The sequence below is a fragment of the Enterobacter sp. T2 genome (assembly GCF_010692925.1).
Taxonomy (GTDB): domain Bacteria; phylum Pseudomonadota; class Gammaproteobacteria; order Enterobacterales; family Enterobacteriaceae; genus Enterobacter; species Enterobacter kobei.
Window position 1 is genome coordinate 1,379,241 of the sequence record NZ_CP048736.1, and the last position, 20,829, is coordinate 1,400,069.

Annotated in this window: 20 protein-coding genes; 11 read left to right on the forward strand and 9 right to left on the reverse strand. The window is 56.8% G+C overall.

All coding sequences use genetic code 11. The features are described 5' to 3' along the window. Nucleotides 1-164: 164 nt before the first annotated feature. The 6 genes from galM to modE form a co-directional block, all read right to left on the reverse strand. On the reverse strand, nucleotides 165-1,208 hold the full coding sequence (galM, locus tag G0034_RS06540) for a galactose-1-epimerase (protein WP_179120636.1): 1,044 nt from the start codon (nucleotides 1,206-1,208) through the stop codon (nucleotides 165-167). Further along, complete coding sequence (galK, locus tag G0034_RS06545) at nucleotides 1,202-2,350, reverse strand: galactokinase (RefSeq protein ID WP_014883054.1); 1,149 nt, start codon at nucleotides 2,348-2,350, stop codon at nucleotides 1,202-1,204. Before galK ends, galM begins: the two co-directional genes overlap by 7 nt. Nucleotides 2,351-2,353: 3 nt before the next feature. Then, the gene (galT, locus tag G0034_RS06550; protein WP_023332433.1) at nucleotides 2,354-3,400 is read right to left on the reverse strand and encodes a galactose-1-phosphate uridylyltransferase; all 1,047 of its coding nucleotides are present in this window, start codon (nucleotides 3,398-3,400) and stop codon (nucleotides 2,354-2,356) included. A 9-nt stretch (nucleotides 3,401-3,409) separates the two neighbouring features. Then, entirely contained in the window at nucleotides 3,410-4,426 is a 1,017-nt protein-coding gene (gene galE / locus G0034_RS06555) for a UDP-glucose 4-epimerase GalE (RefSeq protein WP_023332434.1), read from the reverse strand. Nucleotides 4,427-4,626: 200 nt separating this feature from the next. After that, nucleotides 4,627-6,099: a molybdate ABC transporter ATP-binding protein ModF gene (gene modF, locus G0034_RS06560; RefSeq protein ID WP_032637161.1), complete on the reverse strand. Its 1,473-nt coding sequence runs from the start codon at nucleotides 6,097-6,099 to the stop codon at nucleotides 4,627-4,629. Nucleotides 6,100-6,166: 67 nt separating this feature from the next. Further along, nucleotides 6,167-6,955 (reverse strand): molybdenum-dependent transcriptional regulator, encoded by a 789-nt coding sequence (gene modE / locus G0034_RS06565; protein ID WP_023332436.1) that lies wholly within the window; start codon nucleotides 6,953-6,955, stop codon nucleotides 6,167-6,169. A gap of 127 nt (nucleotides 6,956-7,082) precedes the next feature. Between modE and G0034_RS06570 the strand changes: the two genes are divergently transcribed. The 4 genes from G0034_RS06570 to modC all read left to right on the forward strand — a co-directional run bounded on the left by G0034_RS06570 (nucleotide 7,083) and on the right by modC (nucleotide 9,932). After that, on the forward strand, nucleotides 7,083-7,232 hold the full coding sequence (locus G0034_RS06570) for an AcrZ family multidrug efflux pump-associated protein (protein WP_014883059.1): 150 nt from the start codon (nucleotides 7,083-7,085) through the stop codon (nucleotides 7,230-7,232). Nucleotides 7,233-7,408: 176 nt separating this feature from the next. Further along, a complete protein-coding gene (gene modA, locus G0034_RS06575) occupies nucleotides 7,409-8,182 on the forward strand; it encodes a molybdate ABC transporter substrate-binding protein (protein WP_014883060.1) in 774 nt (257 codons plus the stop codon). Continuing rightward, nucleotides 8,182-8,871, forward strand: a complete 690-nt coding sequence (gene modB, locus G0034_RS06580) for a molybdate ABC transporter permease subunit (RefSeq protein WP_032637160.1) — start codon at nucleotides 8,182-8,184, stop codon at nucleotides 8,869-8,871. Before modA ends, modB begins: the two co-directional genes overlap by 1 nt. Before the next feature lie 2 nt (nucleotides 8,872-8,873). Beyond that, nucleotides 8,874-9,932, forward strand: a complete 1,059-nt coding sequence (gene modC, locus G0034_RS06585; protein WP_014883062.1) for a molybdenum ABC transporter ATP-binding protein ModC — start codon at nucleotides 8,874-8,876, stop codon at nucleotides 9,930-9,932. Here modC and G0034_RS06590 read toward each other — a convergent pair whose 3' ends face one another. After that, complete coding sequence (locus G0034_RS06590; RefSeq protein ID WP_032637158.1) at nucleotides 9,933-10,751, reverse strand: pyridoxal phosphatase; 819 nt, start codon at nucleotides 10,749-10,751, stop codon at nucleotides 9,933-9,935. It lies immediately after the preceding gene. A 140-nt stretch (nucleotides 10,752-10,891) separates the two neighbouring features. Here G0034_RS06590 and pgl point away from each other — a divergent pair, with 140 nt between their 5' ends. Together pgl and tisB are read left to right on the forward strand one after the other, a co-directional pair. Next, complete coding sequence (pgl, locus tag G0034_RS06595; RefSeq protein ID WP_023338174.1) at nucleotides 10,892-11,887, forward strand: 6-phosphogluconolactonase; 996 nt, start codon at nucleotides 10,892-10,894, stop codon at nucleotides 11,885-11,887. Between the two features lie 444 nt (nucleotides 11,888-12,331). Next, nucleotides 12,332-12,421, forward strand: coding sequence for a type I toxin-antitoxin system toxin TisB (tisB, locus tag G0034_RS06600; protein WP_023332440.1), 90 nt, complete (start codon nucleotides 12,332-12,334; stop codon nucleotides 12,419-12,421). Between the two features lie 52 nt (nucleotides 12,422-12,473). Here the strand turns inward: tisB and G0034_RS06605 are convergent, their stop codons facing one another. Next, nucleotides 12,474-13,757: a putative acyl-CoA thioester hydrolase gene (locus G0034_RS06605; protein WP_014883065.1), complete on the reverse strand. Its 1,284-nt coding sequence runs from the start codon at nucleotides 13,755-13,757 to the stop codon at nucleotides 12,474-12,476. 225 nt (nucleotides 13,758-13,982) lie between these two features. On the opposite strand from G0034_RS06605, the gene hutI reads away from it, so the two are divergent. The 5 genes from hutI to hutH all read left to right on the forward strand — a co-directional run bounded on the left by hutI (nucleotide 13,983) and on the right by hutH (nucleotide 20,225). Continuing rightward, complete coding sequence (hutI, locus tag G0034_RS06610) at nucleotides 13,983-15,203, forward strand: imidazolonepropionase (RefSeq protein ID WP_032637154.1); 1,221 nt, start codon at nucleotides 13,983-13,985, stop codon at nucleotides 15,201-15,203. Further along, nucleotides 15,200-16,138 carry a formimidoylglutamase gene (gene hutG, locus G0034_RS06615; protein ID WP_179120637.1) on the forward strand — a complete coding sequence of 313 codons (939 nt, stop codon included), beginning with the start codon at nucleotides 15,200-15,202 and terminating at the stop codon, nucleotides 16,136-16,138. The genes hutI and hutG overlap by 4 nt, the downstream gene beginning before the upstream one ends. A gap of 19 nt (nucleotides 16,139-16,157) precedes the next feature. Continuing rightward, on the forward strand, nucleotides 16,158-16,892 hold the full coding sequence (locus tag G0034_RS06620) for a histidine utilization repressor (RefSeq protein WP_014883068.1): 735 nt from the start codon (nucleotides 16,158-16,160) through the stop codon (nucleotides 16,890-16,892). 127 nt (nucleotides 16,893-17,019) lie between these two features. Further along, entirely contained in the window at nucleotides 17,020-18,708 is a 1,689-nt protein-coding gene (gene hutU, locus G0034_RS06625; protein ID WP_014883069.1) for a urocanate hydratase, read from the forward strand. Further along, nucleotides 18,705-20,225 carry a histidine ammonia-lyase gene (gene hutH, locus G0034_RS06630; protein WP_045281106.1) on the forward strand — a complete coding sequence of 507 codons (1,521 nt, stop codon included), beginning with the start codon at nucleotides 18,705-18,707 and terminating at the stop codon, nucleotides 20,223-20,225. Before hutU ends, hutH begins: the two co-directional genes overlap by 4 nt. 83 nt (nucleotides 20,226-20,308) lie before the next feature. Here hutH and G0034_RS06635 read toward each other — a convergent pair whose 3' ends face one another. Next, nucleotides 20,309-20,785 carry a kinase inhibitor gene (locus G0034_RS06635; protein WP_014883071.1) on the reverse strand — a complete coding sequence of 159 codons (477 nt, stop codon included), beginning with the start codon at nucleotides 20,783-20,785 and terminating at the stop codon, nucleotides 20,309-20,311. Nucleotides 20,786-20,829 lie beyond the last annotated feature (44 nt).

The following is a 20,829-nucleotide window of genomic DNA, read 5'->3' on the forward strand; positions in this document are numbered from 1 at the left end:
TTATATTGCTGTGGCCAGGCCAGCAGCAACGCTTAACCCTAACCATAGCGAAAATAGTCTCCGAGTGTAAGATGCTTGTGAATCCAGGGTTATGATTTTGTCTGCGATCGGCGCTATTTTCAGCAAGGGGAGCAGAAAAAAGCCCTCGATGTGAGGGCCTGTCGTTAAGCGCGCGGAATGAAATGATACTCGGTGACGCTCACGTACTCTTCACCCGGGCGCAGAACGCAATCTGGCTGCGGCCATTCCGGATGATTCGGGCTGTCAGGCAGGAACTCGCTCTCCAGTGCCAGACCCTGCCAGTCGCTGTATTCATTGTGTTCGCGTGCCGTTGTGCCGCCTAGATAGTTACCTGAGTAGAACTGCAGGGCAGGGGCGGTGGTATAAACGGTCATCTGCAGCTTCTCGTCAGCAGACCAGACCTGCGCGGCTGGCTGGCTGAGATCGCCTTTGGCCTGCAACAGGAAAGCGTGGTCGTAGCCTTTCACCTTGCGCTGATCGTCATCACTCAGGAAATCCTGTGCGATAGCTTTCGCATTGCGTAAGTCGAAGCTGGTGTCGTTCACCTGCTTCAGGCCCTGATACGGTATGCCCATTTCGTCAACCGGCAGGTACGCGTCCGCAAGGATTTGCAGCTTGTGGTTGCGCACGTCGCACTGGTTGCCGTCCAGATTAAAGTAGGCATGGTTAGTCAGGTTAACCGGACACGGCTTGTCGACCGTGGCACGGTATTCGATGGCGATTCGGTTGTCGTCGGTCAGCGTGAAGCGTGCGGAGGCGATAAGGTTGCCCGGGAAGCCCTGATCGCCATCAGGTGAATCCAGCGAGAACAGCACTTCGCTGTCATTTTGACGGACAATTTTCCAGCGGCGTTTATCAAACCCTTCCGGTCCGCCGTGAAGCTGGTTCTCACCCTGACTTGGAAGGAGAGGGTACGCCACGCCGTCGAGTTCGAAACGGCTTTTAGCGATGCGGTTGGCATAGCGGCCGACGGACGCTCCCAGAAAAGCCGATTGGTTAACATACTGCTCAGGCGATGCACAGCCGAGCAGCGTTTCACGCACGCTGCCGTCCGGCATCGGTACGCGGGCGGAGAGCAGGGTTGCACCCCAGTCCATCAGCGTAACCACCATCCCTGCGCGGTTGCGCAGGGTTAACAGGCGATACGGCAGACCATCCGGTGCGAGAGTAGGTGTTTCGTTTAGCACTGTCCGGCTCCTTGTGATGCTTTACATACATAGAAGGTTTCTTTAATACCTGTCTTTGCTTCGTACTGCTTCGTCACGGCATCCTGTACGGCAGGGACCAGCTCTTCCGGTACCAGCGCAACGATGCAGCCCCCGAAGCCGCCGCCGGTCATGCGCACGCCGCCTTTATCGCCGATGGTCGCTTTGACGATCTCAACCAGGGTATCAATTTGCGGGACGGTGATTTCAAAGTCATCGCGCATGGAGGCATGCGATTCAGCCATCAGTTCTCCCATGCGTTTCAGGTCGCCTTTCGCCAGCGCGGACGCGGCTTCAACGGTACGGGCGTTCTCCGTCAGCACGTGACGAACGCGTCTGGCGACAACCGGATCCAGCTCATGCGCAACCTTATTGAATTCATCAAGCGTCACGTCGCGCAGGGCGGGCTGCTGGAAGAAGCGTGCACCGGTTTCACACTGCTCGCGGCGGGTGTTGTACTCGCTGCCCACCAGCGTGCGCTTAAAATTACTGTTGATAATCACAACAGCCGCGCCTTTGGGCAGCGGAACGGCTTTGGTGCCAAGCGAGCGGCAGTCGATCAGCAGCGCGTGCTCTTTTTTGCCCAGCGCGGAGATCAGCTGGTCCATAATGCCGCAGTTACAGCCCACGAACTGGTTTTCTGCTTCCTGACCGTTCAGGGCGATTTGTGCCCCGTCCAGCGGCAGATGATAAAGCTGCTGGAACACGGTCCCCACGGCGACTTCCAGAGAGGCAGAGGAGCTTAAGCCTGCACCCTGTGGCACGTTGCCGCTGATCACTAAATCCGCACCGCCAAAGTTCTTGTTACGCTTCTGCAGATGCTTCACCACGCCGCGCACATAGTTAGACCACTGCTGGCTGTCGTGCGTCACAATGGGGGCATCAAGGGAAAACTCGTCGGTTTCGTTACCGTAATCCGCCGCTATTACGCGGACGTTACGGTCGTCGCGCTTTGCGCAACTAATAACCGTCTGGTAATCAATGGCACACGGCAGCACAAAACCGTCGTTGTAGTCAGTATGTTCACCGATCAGATTGACGCGGCCAGGCGCCTGAATAACATGGGTGGCAGGGTAGCCAAATTTCTCAGCAAACAGGGATTGTGTTTTATCTTTCAGACTCATTTTTTAGACTCCTGATTCGCGATAGTGGACGTCACTCACGGCACGCAGACGTTCGGCTGCCTGTTCCGCCGTCAGGTCACGCTGGGTTTCCGCCAGCATTTCATAGCCCACCATGAACTTACGTACCGTCGCAGAGCGAAGCAGTGGCGGATAGAAATGGGCATGCAGCTGCCAGTGTTGGTTCTCTTCACCGTTAAACGGTGCGCCGTGCCAGCCCATGGAATACGGGAAAGAGCACTGGAACAGGTTGTCGTAACGGCTGGTCAGTTTCTTCAGCGCCAGCGCAAGGTCGTCGCGCTGTGCGTCGCTGAGGTCGGTCATGCGCTGTATGTGCGCTTTCGGCAACAGCAGCGTTTCAAACGGCCAGGCGGCCCAGTAAGGTACGACGGCGAGCCAGTGTTCGGTTTCCACCACGGTACGGCTGCCATCGGCCAGCTCACGCTGGGTGTAATCAACCAGCATGGGTGAGCCGTTTTCCTCGAAATAGGCTTTTTGCAGGCGGTCTTCGCGTTCGGCTTCGTTAGGCAGGAAGCTGTTCGCCCAGATCTGGCCGTGCGGATGCGGGTTGGAGCAGCCCATCGCCGCACCTTTGTTTTCAAATACCTGCACCCACGGGTAAGTCTGCCCCAGCTCAGCGGTTTGTGCCTGCCAGGTGCCGATCACCTCTTTCAGTGCCTCAACGCTCAGCTCCGGCAGCGTTTTGCTGTGATCGGGCGAGAAGCAGATCACGCGGCTGGTACCCCGCGCGCTTTCACAGCGCATCAGCGGGTCATGGCTCGCGGGCGCGTCCGGCGTGTCGGTCATCAGCGCAGCAAAATCGTTGGTGAAGACGAAGGTGCCTTTGTAGTCCGGGTTTTTATCTCCGGTGACGCGCGTGTTGCCCGGACACAGGAAGCAATCCGGGTCATGCTGCGGTAGCGTTTGTTTCGCAGGCGTCTCTTGCGCCCCCTGCCAGGGGCGCTTGGCGCGATGCGGAGACACCAAAATCCATTGTCCGCTTAACGGGTTAAAACGACGATGCGGATGATCGACGGGATTAAACGAAGTCATGAAGGATCCTTAGTCCGGATAGCCTTGCGGGTGGCGTGACTGCCAGTGCCAGGTATCCTGTGCCATTTCATCAAGCGTGCGGGTCACACGCCAGTTAAGCTCTTTGTCGGCTTTAGTGGCATCCGCCCAGTAAGCGGGCAGGTCACCATCACGACGAGGTGCGAAGTGGTAGTTCACTGGCTTACCGCAGGCTTTGCTGAAGGCGTTAACCACGTCCAGCACGCTGCTGCCGACCCCGGCGCCGAGGTTGTAAATATGCACGCCCGGTTTATCTGCCAGCTGTTGCATGGCCGCAACGTGACCGTCGGCCAGATCCATCACGTGGATATAGTCGCGCACGCCGGTGCCGTCCTGGGTTGGGTAGTCGTTACCAAAAATCGCCAGCGACTCACGACGGCCTACCGCCACCTGGGCGATATACGGCATCAGGTTGTTCGGGATGCCCTGCGGATCTTCACCCATATCGCCAGACGGATGGGCGCCGACCGGGTTGAAGTAGCGCAGCAAGGCGATGCTCCATTCCGGCTGCGCTTTTTGCAGATCGGTCAGGATCTGTTCCACCATCAGCTTGCTTTTGCCGTACGGGCTTTGTGGCGTGCCTGTCGGGAAACTTTCAACGTAGGGGATTTTTGGCTGATCGCCATAGACGGTGGCGGAGGAGCTGAAGATAAAGTTTTTAACGTTCGCCGCACGCATGGCGGAGATGAGACGCAGGGTACCGTTGACGTTGTTGTCGTAATACTCAAGCGGCTTCGCAACGGATTCACCGACGGCTTTCAGACCGGCGAAGTGGATCACCGCTTCAATGGCGTGGTCGTGAAGGATTTCGGTCATCAGCGCTTCGTTGCGGATGTCGCCTTCCACGAAAGTGGGTTGTTTCCCGCCAAGACGTTCAATCACCGGCAGCACGCTGCGCTTACTATTGCACAGGTTGTCGAGGATGATCACATCGTGACCATTTTGCAGCAGTTGCACACAGGTATGACTTCCTATGTAACCGCTACCACCTGTTACCAGAACTCGCATGATTCGCTCCATTAGGCTTATGGTATGTAATAACCATAGCATAACAGAGACGCTAAAAGTGTGACATGGGATAAAATAGTGGAATCGTTTACACTCGTTTTCAAACTCGCTTTTTCAATCACTCAGACCATTCTAGATCAAAGAGATAGTGTTGTATTGATGCAAGTTATCTGAAAAGAGGAGGGCGGGGCCCTCCACGGTTAGTCGATGTGGCTGAGAAGGTAGCGATAGCGCTCGCCGTCCGGAATGAACTCAAGACGATGGGTGATACAGGAAGGGGCATCCTCGGCATGGTGTGAAACAAACAGCAGTTGGGTTTCACCCTCGGCAATGAGAATATCCACAAAGCGACGAATCAGCTGGCGGTTTAGCGGATCCAGACCCTGCAGAGGCTCATCCAGAATTAACAGTGTCGGGTGTTTTACCAGCGCGCGAACAATCAATGCCAGGCGCTGCTGCCCCCATGACAAACTGTGAAACGGCGCGTCAGCCACCCGGCTATCCATCCCCAGAATATCCAGCCACTGCTGGGCCAGCTTGTGCTGCTTGTCCGACACCGCCTGATAAATTCCGATGGAGTCAAAATACCCGGAGAGGATCACGTTACGTACCGTGGTACTGACCCGGTAATCCAGATGCAGGCTGCTGCTGACGTAGCCGATATGTTTTTTAATATCCCAGATGGTTTCACCGCTGCCGCGACGACGGCCAAACAACGTGAGATCGTTGCTATAGCCCTGCGGATGGTCGCCGGTGATGAGGCTCAGCAGCGTGGATTTTCCCGCGCCATTCGGGCCGACAATCTGCCAGTGCTCGCCCGGATTCACCGTCCAGCTAAGATGGTTAAGGATCGGGCGGTCGTCATAAGAGACGATACCATCACGCAGCACGATGCGTGGCTGGTGAGGATCGAGCGCGTGGCGGGCTGACGGGGCATCGGGTTCCGGAAGGGTGATGCCGTCGAGCTGTTCACTGTGCGCGAGCTGGGCAATCAGCGCCTGCTTAAGCAGCGCCGACTTTTCGCCCGTCTCGGTCAGATGACAGTCGGCCAGCACACCGGCATGCTGGACAAAATCCGGAATCTCATCAAAGCGGTTAAGTACCAGCACAAGGGTATATCCCTGCTGATTAAGCGAGCCCAGCAGATGCGCCAGCTGCGCCCTGGACTGGACGTCAAGGCCGTCGAACGGTTCGTCGAGGATAAGCAACTCAGGCTCGCTCATCAGCGCCTGGCAAAGCAGGGTTTTCCGCGTTTCGCCGGTAGAAAGATATTTGAAGCGTCGGTTGAGCAGGGCGGTAATGCCGAACTGTTCAGCCAGGCGCTGACAGCGGGCAGGATCTTTCACCTCATCCTGGATAATTTCCGCCGTTGTACGGCCGGTATCTTCTTCTCCAGGACTGAGTAAATCGGTATTGTTGCGCTGCCATTCGTCGCTCACCAGCTTTTGCAGTTGTTCAAAAGAGAGGCGCGTCAGGCGCGTAACGTCGCTCTGGTATTCCCCTTTGAGGAGGGTGAGTTCCCCCGCCAGCGCACGGGCCAGCGCGGATTTACCGCTGCCGTTAGTGCCAACAAACGCCCAGCTTTCAGCCGCGCGTATTGTCAAATCAGCAATCGCCAGCGTCCGGGTATCGCTAAGACGAAACGTACCTTGCGAAATATGCAATAATGCCATGATTTATCCCATTTTTTGCAGCAACAGATGTCAGGGATACTCACTGTCAGCGCGGTTGTCAATGCGCTCAGCACAATGTGGCGATAATCACCCGGTCTGCGTTGAAATATGCGGTGACGACAGCACCTTCTTCTAAGCCGTCCGCCTCGCTGCAAGGTACCGTCGCGCAGAGTGATTGTCCGTCCGCCAGCGTCATAAGCACTTCGCATTGCGCCTTGCCGCGTTCAATATGGCTGATTGCGCCCGATAGCTGGTTATCCGCTGCCTGTGCCGTGTCGGGGTTACGCGTGATATTGACCCATGGCGCTTTCAGTAACACCAGCACCTCTTTACCTTCATCCAGGCCAAGGCGCTCTGCACTCTGCGCGGTGATTGCGGCTTTCAGACGCGTTGTTCCATCGGCAAGCAGGATCTCAACATGCTGTTGTATCTGAAGATTATCGCGCGCCGTCACCGTACCAAACCACTGGTTGCGGGCGCTGGTTTGTAACGAGAAGCGGGAAATGGCGGCCAGCAAACTGTCCAGTGGAACGCTATCGTCATCACTCAGAACATCAAACGCTTTTTGCTGGATCTGGCCCAGAAGATCGTAAAGCTGAATCAGGCGCTGGCCGTAGCGCGTCACCCTGGCGCCGCCACCGCCCTTACCGCCCGTGGCTCTGTCCACCAGCGGGTGTTCGCTCAGGGTGTTCATTTCATTGATGGCATCCCAGGCGCTTTTATAGCTGATCCCGGCATTCTTTGCCCCCTGGCTAATCGAGCCCGTTTGTTCTATTTGTTTAAGCAGGGCTATACGTCTGGGGTCGGCAAAAAGCTTTTGCTGTAGTCGGAGAGTAAGAAGAATTTCGGCCTGCATAACAGTGTCCTGGCAAAAAGGATATTGTGACCCAAATGGTGCGGGGCGCAAAGGCTACCGCACAAAAGGGGATGTTTTTCTTACTTTTCAGGGTAGAATAAGCCCTTCACAATATCTGGAGAAAACCATGTTAGAGTTGTTGAAAAGTCTGGTATTCGCCGTGATCATGGTGCCAGTAGTGATGGCCATCATCCTCGGTGCCATCTACGGCCTGGGTGAAGTGTTCAACCTCTTTTCGAACATTGGTCACAAAGACCAGGCTAAAAAGCAGCATTGATTCCCTTCAAAACGCCCGGCTAGCCCGGGCGTTTTGCTCTCAAGCTTTTCTCATTTTCTCCGATAGTATTAAGAATCAGTCCAGCTTACCCCTTGAGCGGTACGATATAGCGCTGGGATCTCCATGAAGATATCGTTATATTATCGTCTATATAACGCTATATACAGGAGCTACAAATGGCACGTTCATGGGTACGTCTTTTCGCTGGGGCAACGCTGACGCTTTCACTTGCCGGGCAGGCGCTGGCGGACGACGGAAAAATTACGGTTTTTGCGGCGGCGTCGCTGACCAACGCGCTGCAGGATATTGCGGCGGCGTATAAAAAAGAGAAAAACGTCGATGTTGTCTCCTCTTTCGCCTCTTCATCTACGCTTGCGCGCCAGATAGAAGCGGGGGCACCGGCGGATCTGTTCATTTCAGCCGATCAGAAATGGATGGATTACGCGGCGGAGAAGAAATCAATTGATCCGGCAACCCGCGAAACGCTGCTGGGGAATAGCCTGGTTGTCGTGGCACCAAAAGCCAGCGCGCAGGCGGATATTACCATTAACAAAGAGACCAACTGGATGAGCCTGCTTAACGGTGGCCGTCTGGCGGTGGGCGATCCGGAGCATGTTCCGGCGGGGATCTACGCCAAAGAAGCGCTGCAAAAACTGGGCGCGTGGGAGACATTGTCGCCGAAACTGGCGCCGGCGGAAGATGTACGCGGTGCGCTGGCGCTGGTGGAACGCAACGAAGCCCCGCTGGGGATTGTATATGGCTCTGATGCCGTTGCCAGCAAGGGTGTGAAAGTGGTTGCAACGTTCCCGGAAGACTCCCACAAGAAAGTGGAATATCCTGTCGCGATTGTTGATGGACATAAAAACGCGACCGTGACGGCCTTTCGCGATTACCTGAAGGGGCCAGAAGCGTCCGCAATCTTTAAACGTTATGGATTTACGACTCACTGATGATATTGACCGATCCTGAATGGCAGGCTGTTCTGCTGAGCCTTAAAGTCTCTTCCCTGGCGGTTGCGCTGAGTTTGCCCTTTGGGATCTTCTTTGCCTGGTTACTGGTGCGCTGCCGGTTTCCCGGCAAGGCGCTGCTCGACAGCGTACTTCATCTCCCGCTCGTTTTACCCCCCGTGGTGGTCGGCTATCTGTTGCTGATTTCGATGGGGCGACGCGGTTTTATCGGCGAGAAGCTCTACGACTGGTTTGGTCTGACGTTCGCCTTTAGCTGGCGCGGTGCGGTACTAGCCGCGGCGGTGATGTCATTTCCGTTGATGGTGAGGGCGATCCGCCTCGCGCTGGAAGGGGTGGACATGAAGCTCGAACAGGCGGCCCGCACGCTGGGTGCCGGGCGCTGGCGCGTCTTTTTCACCATCACGCTCCCGCTTACGCTGCCGGGGATTATAGTTGGCACGGTACTGGCGTTTGCCCGTTCGCTGGGCGAGTTCGGCGCGACCATCACGTTTGTATCGAACATTCCCGGCGAGACGCGAACGATTCCGTCAGCCATGTACACCCTGATTCAAACACCCGGCGGAGAAGGCGCGGCGGCGCGACTGTGCATCATTTCAATCGTCCTGGCCCTGGCTTCGCTGCTGGTGTCTGAATGGCTGGCGCGGCTGAGTCGCGAACGGATGGGGAAATAAGGATGCTGGAACTGAATTTCACCCAGACGCTGGGGAACCACACGCTGACGCTTAACGAGACGCTGCCTGCAAGCGGCATCACCGCCATTTTTGGCGTCTCCGGTGCGGGAAAAACCTCTCTGATTAATGCGATTAGCGGCCTGACACGCCCGCAGTCAGGGCGAATTGTTCTGAATGACCGCGTTCTGAATGACGTGGAGAACAAAATATACCTCTCGCCGGATAAACGTCGCATCGGCTATGTTTTCCAGGACGCGCGCTTGTTCCCGCACTACAGCGTGCGCGGCAACCTGCGCTACGGTATGGCCAAAAGTATGGCCGGGCAGTTTGATAAGCTGGTGACGCTGTTAGGTATTGAGCCTCTGCTCGACAGGCTGCCTTCCTCTCTTTCCGGTGGAGAAAAACAGCGTGTGGCGATTGGCCGTGCCTTGCTGACCGCACCCGAGCTGCTGTTGCTCGACGAACCGCTGGCTTCGCTGGATATTCCGCGTAAACGTGAACTGCTGCCCTACCTGCAGCGCCTGACCCGCGAGATTAACATTCCCATGCTCTACGTCAGCCACTCGCTGGATGAGATCCTCCATCTGGCCGACAAAGTGCTGGTACTGGAAGAGGGCAGCGTAAAGGCCTTTGGCAACCTGGAAGAGGTATGGGGAAGCAGCGTGATGCATCCCTGGCTTCCAAAGGAGCAGCAGAGCAGTATCCTGAAAGTGAGCGTGCTGGAACACCACCCGCATTATGCGATGACCGCGCTGGCGCTGGGCGACCAGCATCTGTGGGTGAGCAAGGTCGACAAGCCGTTGCAGTCCGCGCTGCGTATTCGCATTCAGGCATCGGACGTCTCGCTGGTGCTGCAACCGCCGCTGCAAACCAGCATTCGTAATATTCTGCGCGCCAAAGTGGCGGAGTGCTTTGATGATAACGGTCAGGTGGAAGTGAAGCTTGAGGTGGGAAGCAGGACGCTCTGGGCGCGCATCAGCCCGTGGGCCAGGGACGAGTTAGGTATCAAGCCCGGCCTGTGGCTTTACGCGCAAATCAAGAGCGTCTCGATCACTGCCTGATTACAGCAGGTGGGTATAAATGTACTGCGCGATGCTATCGGTGGTGTTATCGCCAATCACCACGTTAGCGCGCGCTTTCACCGCGTCATCGGCGTTGCCCATCGCCACGCCGGTACCGGCAGCCTCCAGCATACTGATATCGTTATAGTTATCGCCAAAGGCAATCACGTCACGCATCGACCCTCCCTGAGATTCCACGTACTGCGTCAGGCGCTTGCCCTTGCTGTTGCCTTTACGGGCAATATCTACCTGATCGTGCCATGACCATTCACATTCCAGACCCAGGGTCTGTTCAACCTGTTTCGCGAAGGTATTCAGTTTGGTGGTGTCTTCATCCGTCAGGGCGAATTTCCAGATAGCGTCAACATCCTGAGCGGCCTGGCGCAGGGAGGACACCTGGGTAAAGACCGGACGCTGCGCTTCCGGCAGCGAAAGTGCCCAGTTACTGGTGCGCACCACATGGCCGGTAGGGCGCTCGTACAGCATCGCGTTGTCCACATACATCAGGCCATGAATGGCATGCTCATCCAGCAGATCAATCAGTTGCAGCGCCTGAGGAACCGGTAGCGGGTCGGAGGCTAAAACCTTTTTTGCCTGATAATCATACAAATAAGTGCCATTACAACAAATTGCAGGTGTATCTAACGCCAGTGCCTGATAAAAAGGATGAATGGCAACGTGATGTCGACCCGTTACGATAAGGAGTTGATACCCGGCTTCCTGGGCTCGTTTAAGCGCTTCAAGGGAGGAGGGGAGCAGGGTTTTCTGAGGGGTCAGTAATGTTCCGTCTAAATCCAGGGCAATCACACGCGAGGTCATTTGTTCTTCCGGGTTAATGTTGAATTTTAGGTCTCAGGCGATGTTACACCGAGAGTAAATCGCTGCAAAATTCCTGGCTAAAATTCAGCATTCACCGTTAAAAATAATCACTTTCACGCGCAGTGAGGAAAGGAGTATTCATGAAACAAACCGTTTATACCGCCAGTCCTGAAAGTCAGCAGATCCACGTCTGGCGTTTGAATGCAGAAGGTTCGCTCACGCTGGTTCAGGTTGTTGATGTTCCGGGGCAAGTACAGCCAATGGTCGTCAGCCCGGATAAACGTTTTCTGTATGTTGGCGTACGCCCTGAGTTCCGGGTGCTGGCCTACCGCATCTCGCCGGACGACGGTGCGCTGACCTACACTGCCGAAGCGCCGCTGCCGGGCAGCCCGACCCACATCTCGACCGATCGTAAAGGGCGTTTCATCTTTAGCGGCTCTTACAATGCGGGCTGCGTCAGCGTGACCCGCCTTGACGACGGCATTCCGGTCGACACTGTCGACGTGGTGGAAGGGCTGGAAGGATGTCACTCGGCGAATATCTCTCCGGACAACCGCACGCTGTGGGTGCCTGCACTGAAGCAGGATCGCATCTGCCTGTTTACCCTGAGCGACGATGGTCACCTGGTGGCGCAAAACCCGGCTGAAGTGACTACCGTTGAGGGCGCAGGCCCACGCCATATGGTCTTCCACCCGAACCAGCAGTATGCCTATGTGGTAAACGAACTGAACAGTTCGGTAGACGTGTGGGAGTTGAAAGATCCAAACGGTCAGATCGAATGCGTGCAGACGCTGGATATGATGCCGTCTGACTTCTCTGACACCCGCTGGGCGGCGGATATCCACATTACGCCTGACGGCCGTCATCTGTATGCCTGCGACCGTACCTCAAGCCTGATTACCGTCTTCAGCGTCTCCGAAGATGGCAGCGTGCTGGCCATTGAAGGTTTCCAGCCAACGGAAACTCAGCCGCGCGGCTTTAATATCGATCACAGCGGTAAATACCTGATTGCGGCAGGGCAGAAATCCCACCATATCGCGCTGTATGAAATCAAAGGCGTACAGGGTCTGCTGGAAGAAAAAGGACGCTACGCCGTAGGCCAGGGACCGATGTGGGTCCTGGTCAACGCTCACTAAGTGGCCTGAAACAAAAAACCTCGCGAATGCGAGGTTTTTTTATGCCCGGTGGTAGCCGGGTAGAGCACATCAAAACGTAACCAACCTGATTATCATAATGTTGACTTAAGACGATGTAAATTCATCACCAACGAAGAAAAGACGTTCTCAAGCGACGGTGCGCAAAAATAATTAATATAATCAATGAGATATTTGGTTTTTCTTTATAGATTCCTAAACTCTCCATAACTGTTTTTATATACAGTAATGGTTTGATATCATTCTGTTCGTTGGTTTGATGTGTTGCAGTTCCGCAATTCAGGATCCTTTTTAAGTCCTGGCTGTCGGGTGGTGCCGACAGTGCCTAAACTGCGGAGCACATCAAAACATAGCCAACACACCTCTGGTGACAGGCAGCGGAAAGGTAAGGCAGAGGAGAAGTACTCTATACCAAAGGAGTGGCGTATGAGCGGTGTGGAATGGGCAATTCTGTTCCTGCAACTCATGGTTGCAATTATGCAACTATTGGATGCGTATCTTAAGTTTGGTGCCTGACGCATTCAGTCGCAGTAAAAAGGGGGATTAAAATCCCCCTTTTACTCTCATCTTACTGCTTCGGCTCTGCAACCACCTTGCTACCCAGACCGCGGTTGTTGTATTCCCACATGCGGTTGAAGTTCGCGTCATTCAGATTGCGCTGCACGTTCCCTTTATCATCCACCGCACCGGTATTGCCGGAGAACGGACGCTTGGAGATCGCGGCATCAGCCCACGGCTTCGCCATGTTAAAGCCTTCGTTGATCACGCTGTCGCGGATCACGACCTGACCGTTAGTGGCAGAGTCCACATCCAGGGAGCGACCCAGCTGTGCCACGCCGTCGCCGGCAGCGTTAAAGCGGCTGTTAACGGCCAGGAAGCCGTAGAACAGGTTAGACTGTGTTGCTGGCGCAAACACGTAACCTTCCTGCTGAGTGCGCGAGTTCACCACGCGGAAATCGGTGTTTTCAAATACCACCGCACCACGACCGGACACCAGATCCACGTCACCTTCAATGTAGCTGTTGGTTACCAGCGTACGGGTCAGGCGGTTGTTCTGCAGCGTGTTCTTAACATCGCTGTTGGTCACGAAGAAGGTATTCTGACGGCCCAGAATGTTGACGTTGTTAATCTGCACCTTATCGCCATCACTACGCAGCGCGACGGCCTGGTGGGTACCGGCATCGACGCTGTCGCCGAGGGTATTTTGAATGGTCAGGTTTTGCAGCTGCAGACCATTATTTTGGGACCAGAATACCGCCGAGCACATCAGGCCAACGGTTGCGGAACGCTTGCTCTGGCAGTTATCAAACATGTACCACGCCGGTTTACCTGGCATATATTTACCGGCCGGGTTCACCAGGCGACGCCAGGTGGTGCTGTCGATTTCGGAATCAATCGCCAGGCCAATTTTCACGTCGATTGCTTTTTCGCCCAGACCGTAAAGGGTGATGCTGCCTGGTGCGGCCGGAACATACACGGTGCCTTCGTATTCACCCGGCAGGATCGCGATGTACTGGCGAGAGGCGCTGTGTTTGGTAATGGCCGCGTCAACCGCTGCCTGAATGGACGTGTGCGTTACGCCCTGGGCGCCAGCCGGGCCAACCACGAAGTCAGGCTGTTTCGGCAGGTTAATAGAAGACGGTGTCCACGGCGCAGCGTTAGGATCCATCGCTGAGAAGTAGTGGGCACGGTCGAAGTTCTTCGCTTCATCAGCGGACAAAATCGGGCGGGACGCGGTGCCCGGTGCTACCTGCTCAGAAGGCAGCTGATCCGGTGGTGTTGAACTGCATGCGGATAAGGTCACGCCAAAGGCGAGCGCTAACGCCAGACGGGAAATCCTGGAAATGTTCAAGGTGGAGCTCCTGGGTATGCAAGTCTTAAACGGGATAGACGAAATAGCCTGCTTTTTTATACTAAGTTGAGCGAAACGGGAAGATAAAAAGGGTAAAAGTTGCATTTTTTACCCCCGGGAGGCGGGAAAGTCATCACAAATAAATAACATTTTCTACCAGAACGGTTGACAGCAGACGGCGGATGAAAATAAATGTCTATACAACCTATGACAAGTGGAACGCCCATGCAGCTTCATCCTGACGATGTAATATGGCGAAATGCGCGACTGGCAACGATGGTTCCCGATGCCTCCGCACCCTATGGTCTGAAAGCGCAACACGCCCTGGTCGTGCGCGGTCAAACCATCCTGGCCGTGATCCCTGAATCTGACATTCCTTCCGGACACCGTCACTGCATCGATCTACAGGGGCGTCTGGTGACGCCGGGGCTGATTGATTGCCATACCCATCTGGTGTTTGGCGGCGACCGCGCGGCAGAGTGGGAGCAGCGCCTGAACGGTGTCTCTTATCAAACCATCAGCGCGCAGGGCGGCGGGATTAACGCCACCGTGACGGCGACACGCAACAGTTCGCCGGAAACCCTGTTGAAGCTGGCGCAGCAGCGGCTCCAGCGTCTGATGAATGAAGGCGTGACGACCATAGAAATTAAATCGGGATACGGACTTAACGCGGATGCCGAAGAGAAAATGTTGCTGGTTGCTCGCCAGCTTAGTCTGAGTAATCTGGTCGAGATTAGCCCGACGCTTCTGGCGGCACATGCCGTCCCTGCGGAATACCGACAGGATCCGGATGCGTATCTCACGCTGGTCTGCGAGCAGATCATGCCCACGCTGTGGCAAAAAGCGTTATTTGAAGCGGTAGATGTGTTTTGTGAAAACGTCGGCTTTACCCCGTCGCAAACCGAGCGCCTTTTCCAGGCCGCCACCGCGCTGGGTATTCCGGTGAAAGGGCATGTTGAGCAGCTGTCTAATCAGGGCGGTGCGGCGCTGGTCAGCCAGTATAAAGGGCTGTCAGCGGATCATATCGAATATCTCGACGACGCTGGCATTCAGGCGATGGCGCAAAGCGGTACGGTGGCGGTATTGCTCCCCGGCGCGTTCTATTTCCTTCAGGAGCGCCAGCGTCCGCCGGTTGAACAGCTCAGAAAACAGGGAGTGCCGATGGCGGTGGCCACCGACTATAACCCCGGCACCAGCCCGTTTGCGAGCCTGCACCTGGCGATGAATATGGCCTGCGTCCAGTTTGGCCTGACCCCTGAAGAGGCCTGGGCTGGCGTCACGCGACACGCCGCGCAGGCGCTGGGTCGCGGCGCAACCCACGGGCAATTGCAGGCGGGGTATGTGGCCGATTTTATCGTCTGGGATGCTGACCATCCGGTTGAGATGGTCTATGAACCGGGTCGCAATCCGTTGTATCAGCGTATTTTCCGTGGGGAGGCAGTATGAGGTTATGGCGGCCCGTAGCCGAAATGGTCTGGCAGGGGCGTGACGACAGCGCCGAGGCCAGCAATGCAAAGCGTATCTTTCAGACGATACAGCAGCAGGCGCAGTTTACGCCGCTTTCCTCTGGCATCGCGCTGATCGGGTTTGAATGCGATGCAGGGGTTAAACGCAATCAGGGCAGGCCTGGCGCCGTGCAGGCCCCTGATATCCTGCGCAACGCGCTGGCGAATATGGCCAGCCATCAGGGACACGAACGGCTTGCGGATATGGGATCCGTGTATGTCGAAGGTGATGAACTTGAAGCGGCACAGCGGGTTTTAAGCGATGCGGTGACGGCCTGCCAGCAGTCCGGGATGCGCACGCTGATCTTTGGCGGCGGGCACGAGACCGCCTGGGCGCATGGTCGGGGCATTCTCGATGCCTTCCCGAACGAGCGCGTGACAGTGATTAATCTTGATGCCCATCTCGATCTGCGCAAGGCCGAGCGTGCAACATCCGGTACCCCGTTTCGTCAACTGGCCCATTACTGCGAGGACCACGGTCGGGCGTTTCGCTACGCCTGCTTTGGCGTCAGCCGGGCAGCCAACACGCAGGCACTCTGGGATGAAGCGGAACGCCTGAACGTCACGCTGGTGGAAGACTGGCATTTCAGACGCGATGCGTTATCTGCGCTGGAAAAGGTGCTGGCGCAGGCCGATCGGGTCTACCTGACTATTGACCTCGACGTTCTGCCGGCGAGCGAAATGCCTGCCGTATCCGCCCCTGCGGCGTTAGGGGTACCGGCGCTGGATCTTCTGCCGGTTATCGAACAAATCTGTCGCAGCGGTAAGCTGCAGGCCGCCGATCTGGTAGAGTTTAACCCGCAGTACGACAGGGACGGACAGGGCGCGAAGCTTGCCGCTCGTCTGGCCTGGCAAATTGCTCACTGGTGGGCATAACCCTATTTAAGGAGTCATGATGTTTTCACGCTCGCCCCTGGCGCAGTCGAGCCCTCCTGCGCCTTTCTACGAAAAGGTGAAGCAGGCTATCAGCGAAAAAATTGCTACCGGTGTCTGGCGCCCTCACGATCGTATTCCGTCCGAGGCCGAACTGGTGGCGCAATTTGGATTTAGCCGGATGACCATCAACCGGGCGCTGCGCGAACTGACCGATGAAGGTCTTCTGGTGCGCCTGCAGGGGGTCGGCACTTTCGTGGCGGAGCCCAAAGGTCAGTCGGCGCTGTTTGAAATCCGCAGTATTGCCGATGAGATACACTCGCGAAATCATCAGCACCGCTGCGAGGTGCTGGTGCTCGAAGAGACCGAGGCGAGCGCCGAGCAGGCCGCCGAGCTGAATGTTAAAGAAGGGAGCCGTATCTTCCACTCCGTGATGGTGCATTTTGAGAACGACATTCCGGTACAGATTGAAGATCGCTGCGTTAACGCAGAGCGGATACCGGAGTATCTGAGCCAGGATTACACCCAAACCACGCCGCATGCGTACCTCTCGCTGGTCGCACCGCTGACGGAAGGGGAACACATTGTGGAGGCTGTGCGCGCCACGCCGCAGGAGTGTGAACGGTTGCGCATTAAAGAGCACGATCCGTGCCTGCTGATCCGCCGTCGAACCTGGTCATCATCGCAGATTGTCTCCCATGCCAGGCTGCTTTTCCCGGGTAACCGTTACCGGCTGCAGGGCCACTTTATGTCATAAGTTTTATAAGCGTGATCGCTAACGCAATATAACAAAATTGTATCTTTTTTGTTAAAACTGACCTTGTGTGTGCTTGTCTATACAAGTATATCTAAATGCATCATCTGTCCTTTATGAGGAGCACACAATGTCGTCAGGTAAATACCGCCAGCAGGATGTCCGCGCCGCGCGCGGCACCACGCTTACTGCCAAAAGCTGGCTCACCGAAGCCCCGCTGCGCATGTTGATGAATAACCTCGACCCTGAGGTGGCGGAGAACCCCCACGAGCTGGTGGTCTACGGCGGCATAGGCCGCGCCGCGCGTAACTGGGAATGCTATGACGCAATTGTAAAATCCCTGACTCATCTCGAACACGACGAAACCCTGCTGGTACAGTCCGGCAAGCCGGTCGGCGTATTCAAAACCCATAAAAATGCGCCACGCGTGCTGATCGCCAACTCTAACCTGGTGCCGCACTGGGCGACGTGGGAACACTTCAACGAGCTGGATGCCAAAGGGCTGGCGATGTATGGTCAGATGACCGCCGGGAGCTGGATCTACATTGGCAGCCAGGGGATTGTGCAAGGCACTTACGAAACCTTCGTGGAAGCCGGTCGCCAGCACTATAACGGCTCGCTGAAAGGCCGCTGGGTATTGACTGCCGGTCTCGGCGGTATGGGCGGCGCGCAGCCACTGGCTGCCACGCTTGCTGGCGCCTGCTCGCTTAACATTGAGTGCCAGCAGAGCCGCATTGATTTCCGTCTGCGTACCCGCTACGTCGACGAGCAGGCTGATAATCTCGACGATGCGCTGGCGCGCATCAAAAAATACACCTCGGAAGGCAAAGCGGTGTCGATCGCCCTGTGCGGCAACGCGGCAGAGATTCTGCCTGAACTTGTCGCCCGCGGCGTTCGCCCGGATCTCGTCACCGACCAGACCAGCGCCCATGACCCGCTGCACGGTTACCTGCCAAACGGCTGGACGTGGGAAGAATACCAGCAAAAAGCGGAAACCGACCCGGAAGGCACGGTACTTGCCGCGAAACGTTCGATGGCTGAACACGTCTCCGCGATGCTGGCCTTCAGCAAGATGGGCATTCCGACCTTCGATTACGGCAATAACATCCGCCAGATGGCGAAAGAGATGGGCGTGACGAACGCCTTCGACTTCCCGGGCTTCGTGCCTGCCTATATTCGCCCGCTGTTCTGTCGCGGCATTGGGCCGTTCCGCTGGGTTGCCCTGTCCGGTGACCCGGAGGATATCTACAAAACCGATGCCAAAGTGAAAGAGATCGTCGCGGATGACGAACATCTCCACCACTGGCTGGACATGGCGCGCGAGCGCATTAACTTCCAGGGCCTGCCGGCGCGTATCTGCTGGGTCGGTCTGGAGTGGCGGCAAAAACTGGGTCTGGCCTTCAATGAAATGGTGCGCAGTGGCGAAGTCTCCGCACCGATTGTCATTGGTCGCGACCACCTTGATTCCGGCTCCGTTGCCAGCCCTAACCGTGAAACGGAAGCCATGCGCGACGGCTCGGATGCCGTTTCAGACTGGCCGCTGCTGAATGCCCTGCTCAATACCGCCAGCGGCGCGACCTGGGTCTCGCTGCACCACGGCGGTGGCGTGGGAATGGGCTTCTCCCAGCACTCGGGGATGGTTATCGTTTGTGACGGTACCGATGAAGCCGCCGCGCGTATCGCTCGCGTGCTGCACAACGACCCGGCCACCGGCGTGATGCGTCACGCGGACGCGGGTTACGAGATTGCTATTGACTGTGCCAAAGAGCAGGGGCTAAACCTGCCGATGATCCCTGCCACACAAGGAAATCATGAATGAACGCCTTAACACTTACGCCCGGTTCCCTGACGCTTAAACAGCTGCGAAACGTCTGGCGTCAGCCGGTTACGCTCTCGCTTGATGAAAGTGCCCACGCCGCCATTAACGACAGCGTTGCCTGCGTGGAGGCCATTGTTGCCGAAGGGCGCACGGCTTACGGGATCAACACCGGCTTTGGTCTGCTGGCACAAACGCGCATTGCAACGCACGATCTGGAAAACTTACAGCGTTCACTGGTGCTGTCTCACGCGGCGGGGGTCGGCCAGCCGCTGGATGACGAGATTGTCCGTCTGATGATGGTGCTTAAAATCAACAGCCTGGCGCGCGGTTTCTCCGGCATTCGCCTGAGCGTGATCCAGGCGCTGATGGCGCTGGTTAATGCCGACGTCTATCCGTGGATCCCGGCGAAAGGTTCCGTCGGCGCCTCCGGCGATCTTGCGCCGCTGGCGCATATGTCGCTGCTTCTGTTGGGGGAAGGGCAGGCACGCTGGCAGGGCGAATGGCTTCCTGCCAAAGAGGCGCTGAAAAAAGCCGGTTTAGCCCCGATCACCCTGGCGGCGAAGGAGGGGCTGGCGCTGCTGAACGGCACGCAGGCGTCGACCGCCTTCGCGCTGCGTGGCCTGTTTGAAGCGGAGGATCTGTTTGCCTCGGCGGTGGTGTGCGGCGCGCTCACCACCGAAGCCGTGCTGGGTTCGCGTCGTCCGTTCGACGCCCGCATCCACGAGGTGCGCGGCCAGCGCGGCCAGATTGACGCCGCCGCCATGTATCGCCACGTGCTCACCGACACAAGCGAAATTGCGGATTCACACCACAACTGTGAAAAAGTGCAGGATCCGTACTCTCTGCGCTGCCAGCCGCAGGTGATGGGCGCGTGCCTGACGCAGCTGCGCCAGGCCGCAGAGGTACTGCTGATAGAGGCCAACGCGGTATCCGATAACCCGCTGGTCTTCGCCCAGGAAAACGAGGTGGTCTCCGGCGGTAACTTCCACGCCGAGCCGGTGGCGATGGCGGCGGATAATATCGCCCTGGCCATTGCCGAAATTGGCGCGTTGTCAGAACGCCGTATCGCGCTGATGATGGATAAACATATGTCGCAGCTGCCACCGTTCCTGGTGCGTAACGGCGGGGTCAACTCGGGCTTTATGATTGCCCAGGTGACGGCTGCCGCGCTGGCGAGTGAAAACAAAGCGCTGTCGCACCCGCACAGCGTCGACAGCCTGCCAACCTCGGCGAACCAGGAGGACCACGTCTCGATGGCCCCGGCTGCCGGACGTCGTCTCTGGGAGATGGCCGCCAACACCCGCGGCGTGCTGGCGGTGGAATGGCTGGCGGCAAGTCAGGGTATTGATTTGCGTGAAGGGCTGAAATCCAGCCCGCTGCTGGAGCAGGCGCGTCAGGCGCTCCGTGAGCACGTATCGCATTACGATGACGACCGTTTCTTTGCGCCGGACATTGATAAAGCGATGCAGCTTCTGGAAGAGGGACGGCTGGTAGGGCTGCTACCTTCCGTGCTGTGATTCGTGCCCGGTGGCGCTGCGCTTACCGGGCCTACGAGTGCAAAATGTAGGCCGGGTAAGGCGTAGCCGCCACCCGGCTTTTTTTACGAATACATCGCCGTAATCGACGCGCTACCAAGCGAATGGAAATGCACGTTAAAGCCTACCATCGCGCCACTCGCGCCTTCATCGACCTCAATCTTGTCCACATCCAGCGCATGCACCGTGAAGATATAGCGGTGGGTTTCCCCTTTTGGTGGCGCTGCGCCGCCGTAGCCCGCTTTACCAAAGTCAGTGCGCGTCTGAATAGCGCCTTCCGGCAGGGCGACCAGGCCGGAGCCGGAACCCTGCGGCAGCACGCGCGTGTCGGCAGGCAGGTTTGCTACGATCCAGTGCCACCAACCGGAGCCGGTTGGCGCATCCGGGTCGTAACAGGTCACGACAAAGCTTTTCGTGCCAGCCGGAACCTCATCCCACGCCAGGTGCGGGGAGATATTATCGCCCTGATACCCCATGCCGTTGAAAACGTGGCGTTCCGGCAGCTTTTCGCCGTCGCGCAGATCTTTGCTGATGATTTTCATACGGTTTACCCTCGTTAATCACTCGTTCTCGAAGTGTAACGCAT

Bases quoted from the DNA above. Each gene is read 5' to 3' on its own strand.
- G0034_RS06620 (WP_014883068.1), top strand. From the start codon at position 16,158: ATGTTTTCACGCTCGCCCCTGGCGCAGTCGAGCCCTCCTGCGCCTTTC.
- hutI (WP_032637154.1), top strand. From the start codon at position 13,983: ATGCAGCTTCATCCTGACGATGTAATATGGCGAAATGCGCGACTGGCA.
- G0034_RS06570 (WP_014883059.1), top strand. From the start codon at position 7,083: ATGTTAGAGTTGTTGAAAAGTCTGGTATTCGCCGTGATCATGGTGCCA.
- modB (WP_032637160.1), top strand. From the start codon at position 8,182: ATGATATTGACCGATCCTGAATGGCAGGCTGTTCTGCTGAGCCTTAAA.
- tisB (WP_023332440.1), top strand. From the start codon at position 12,332: ATGAGCGGTGTGGAATGGGCAATTCTGTTCCTGCAACTCATGGTTGCA.
- galT (WP_023332433.1), bottom strand. From the start codon at position 3,400: ATGACTTCGTTTAATCCCGTCGATCATCCGCATCGTCGTTTTAACCCG.
- hutH (WP_045281106.1), top strand. From the start codon at position 18,705: ATGAACGCCTTAACACTTACGCCCGGTTCCCTGACGCTTAAACAGCTG.
- hutG (WP_179120637.1), top strand. From the start codon at position 15,200: ATGAGGTTATGGCGGCCCGTAGCCGAAATGGTCTGGCAGGGGCGTGAC.
- galE (WP_023332434.1), bottom strand. From the start codon at position 4,426: ATGCGAGTTCTGGTAACAGGTGGTAGCGGTTACATAGGAAGTCATACC.
- G0034_RS06590 (WP_032637158.1), bottom strand. From the start codon at position 10,751: ATGACCTCGCGTGTGATTGCCCTGGATTTAGACGGAACATTACTGACC.
- G0034_RS06635 (WP_014883071.1), bottom strand. From the start codon at position 20,785: ATGAAAATCATCAGCAAAGATCTGCGCGACGGCGAAAAGCTGCCGGAA.
- modA (WP_014883060.1), top strand. From the start codon at position 7,409: ATGGCACGTTCATGGGTACGTCTTTTCGCTGGGGCAACGCTGACGCTT.
- galK (WP_014883054.1), bottom strand. From the start codon at position 2,350: ATGAGTCTGAAAGATAAAACACAATCCCTGTTTGCTGAGAAATTTGGC.
- hutU (WP_014883069.1), top strand. From the start codon at position 17,020: ATGTCGTCAGGTAAATACCGCCAGCAGGATGTCCGCGCCGCGCGCGGC.
- pgl (WP_023338174.1), top strand. From the start codon at position 10,892: ATGAAACAAACCGTTTATACCGCCAGTCCTGAAAGTCAGCAGATCCAC.
- modC (WP_014883062.1), top strand. From the start codon at position 8,874: ATGCTGGAACTGAATTTCACCCAGACGCTGGGGAACCACACGCTGACG.
- modF (WP_032637161.1), bottom strand. From the start codon at position 6,099: ATGGCATTATTGCATATTTCGCAAGGTACGTTTCGTCTTAGCGATACC.
- modE (WP_023332436.1), bottom strand. From the start codon at position 6,955: ATGCAGGCCGAAATTCTTCTTACTCTCCGACTACAGCAAAAGCTTTTT.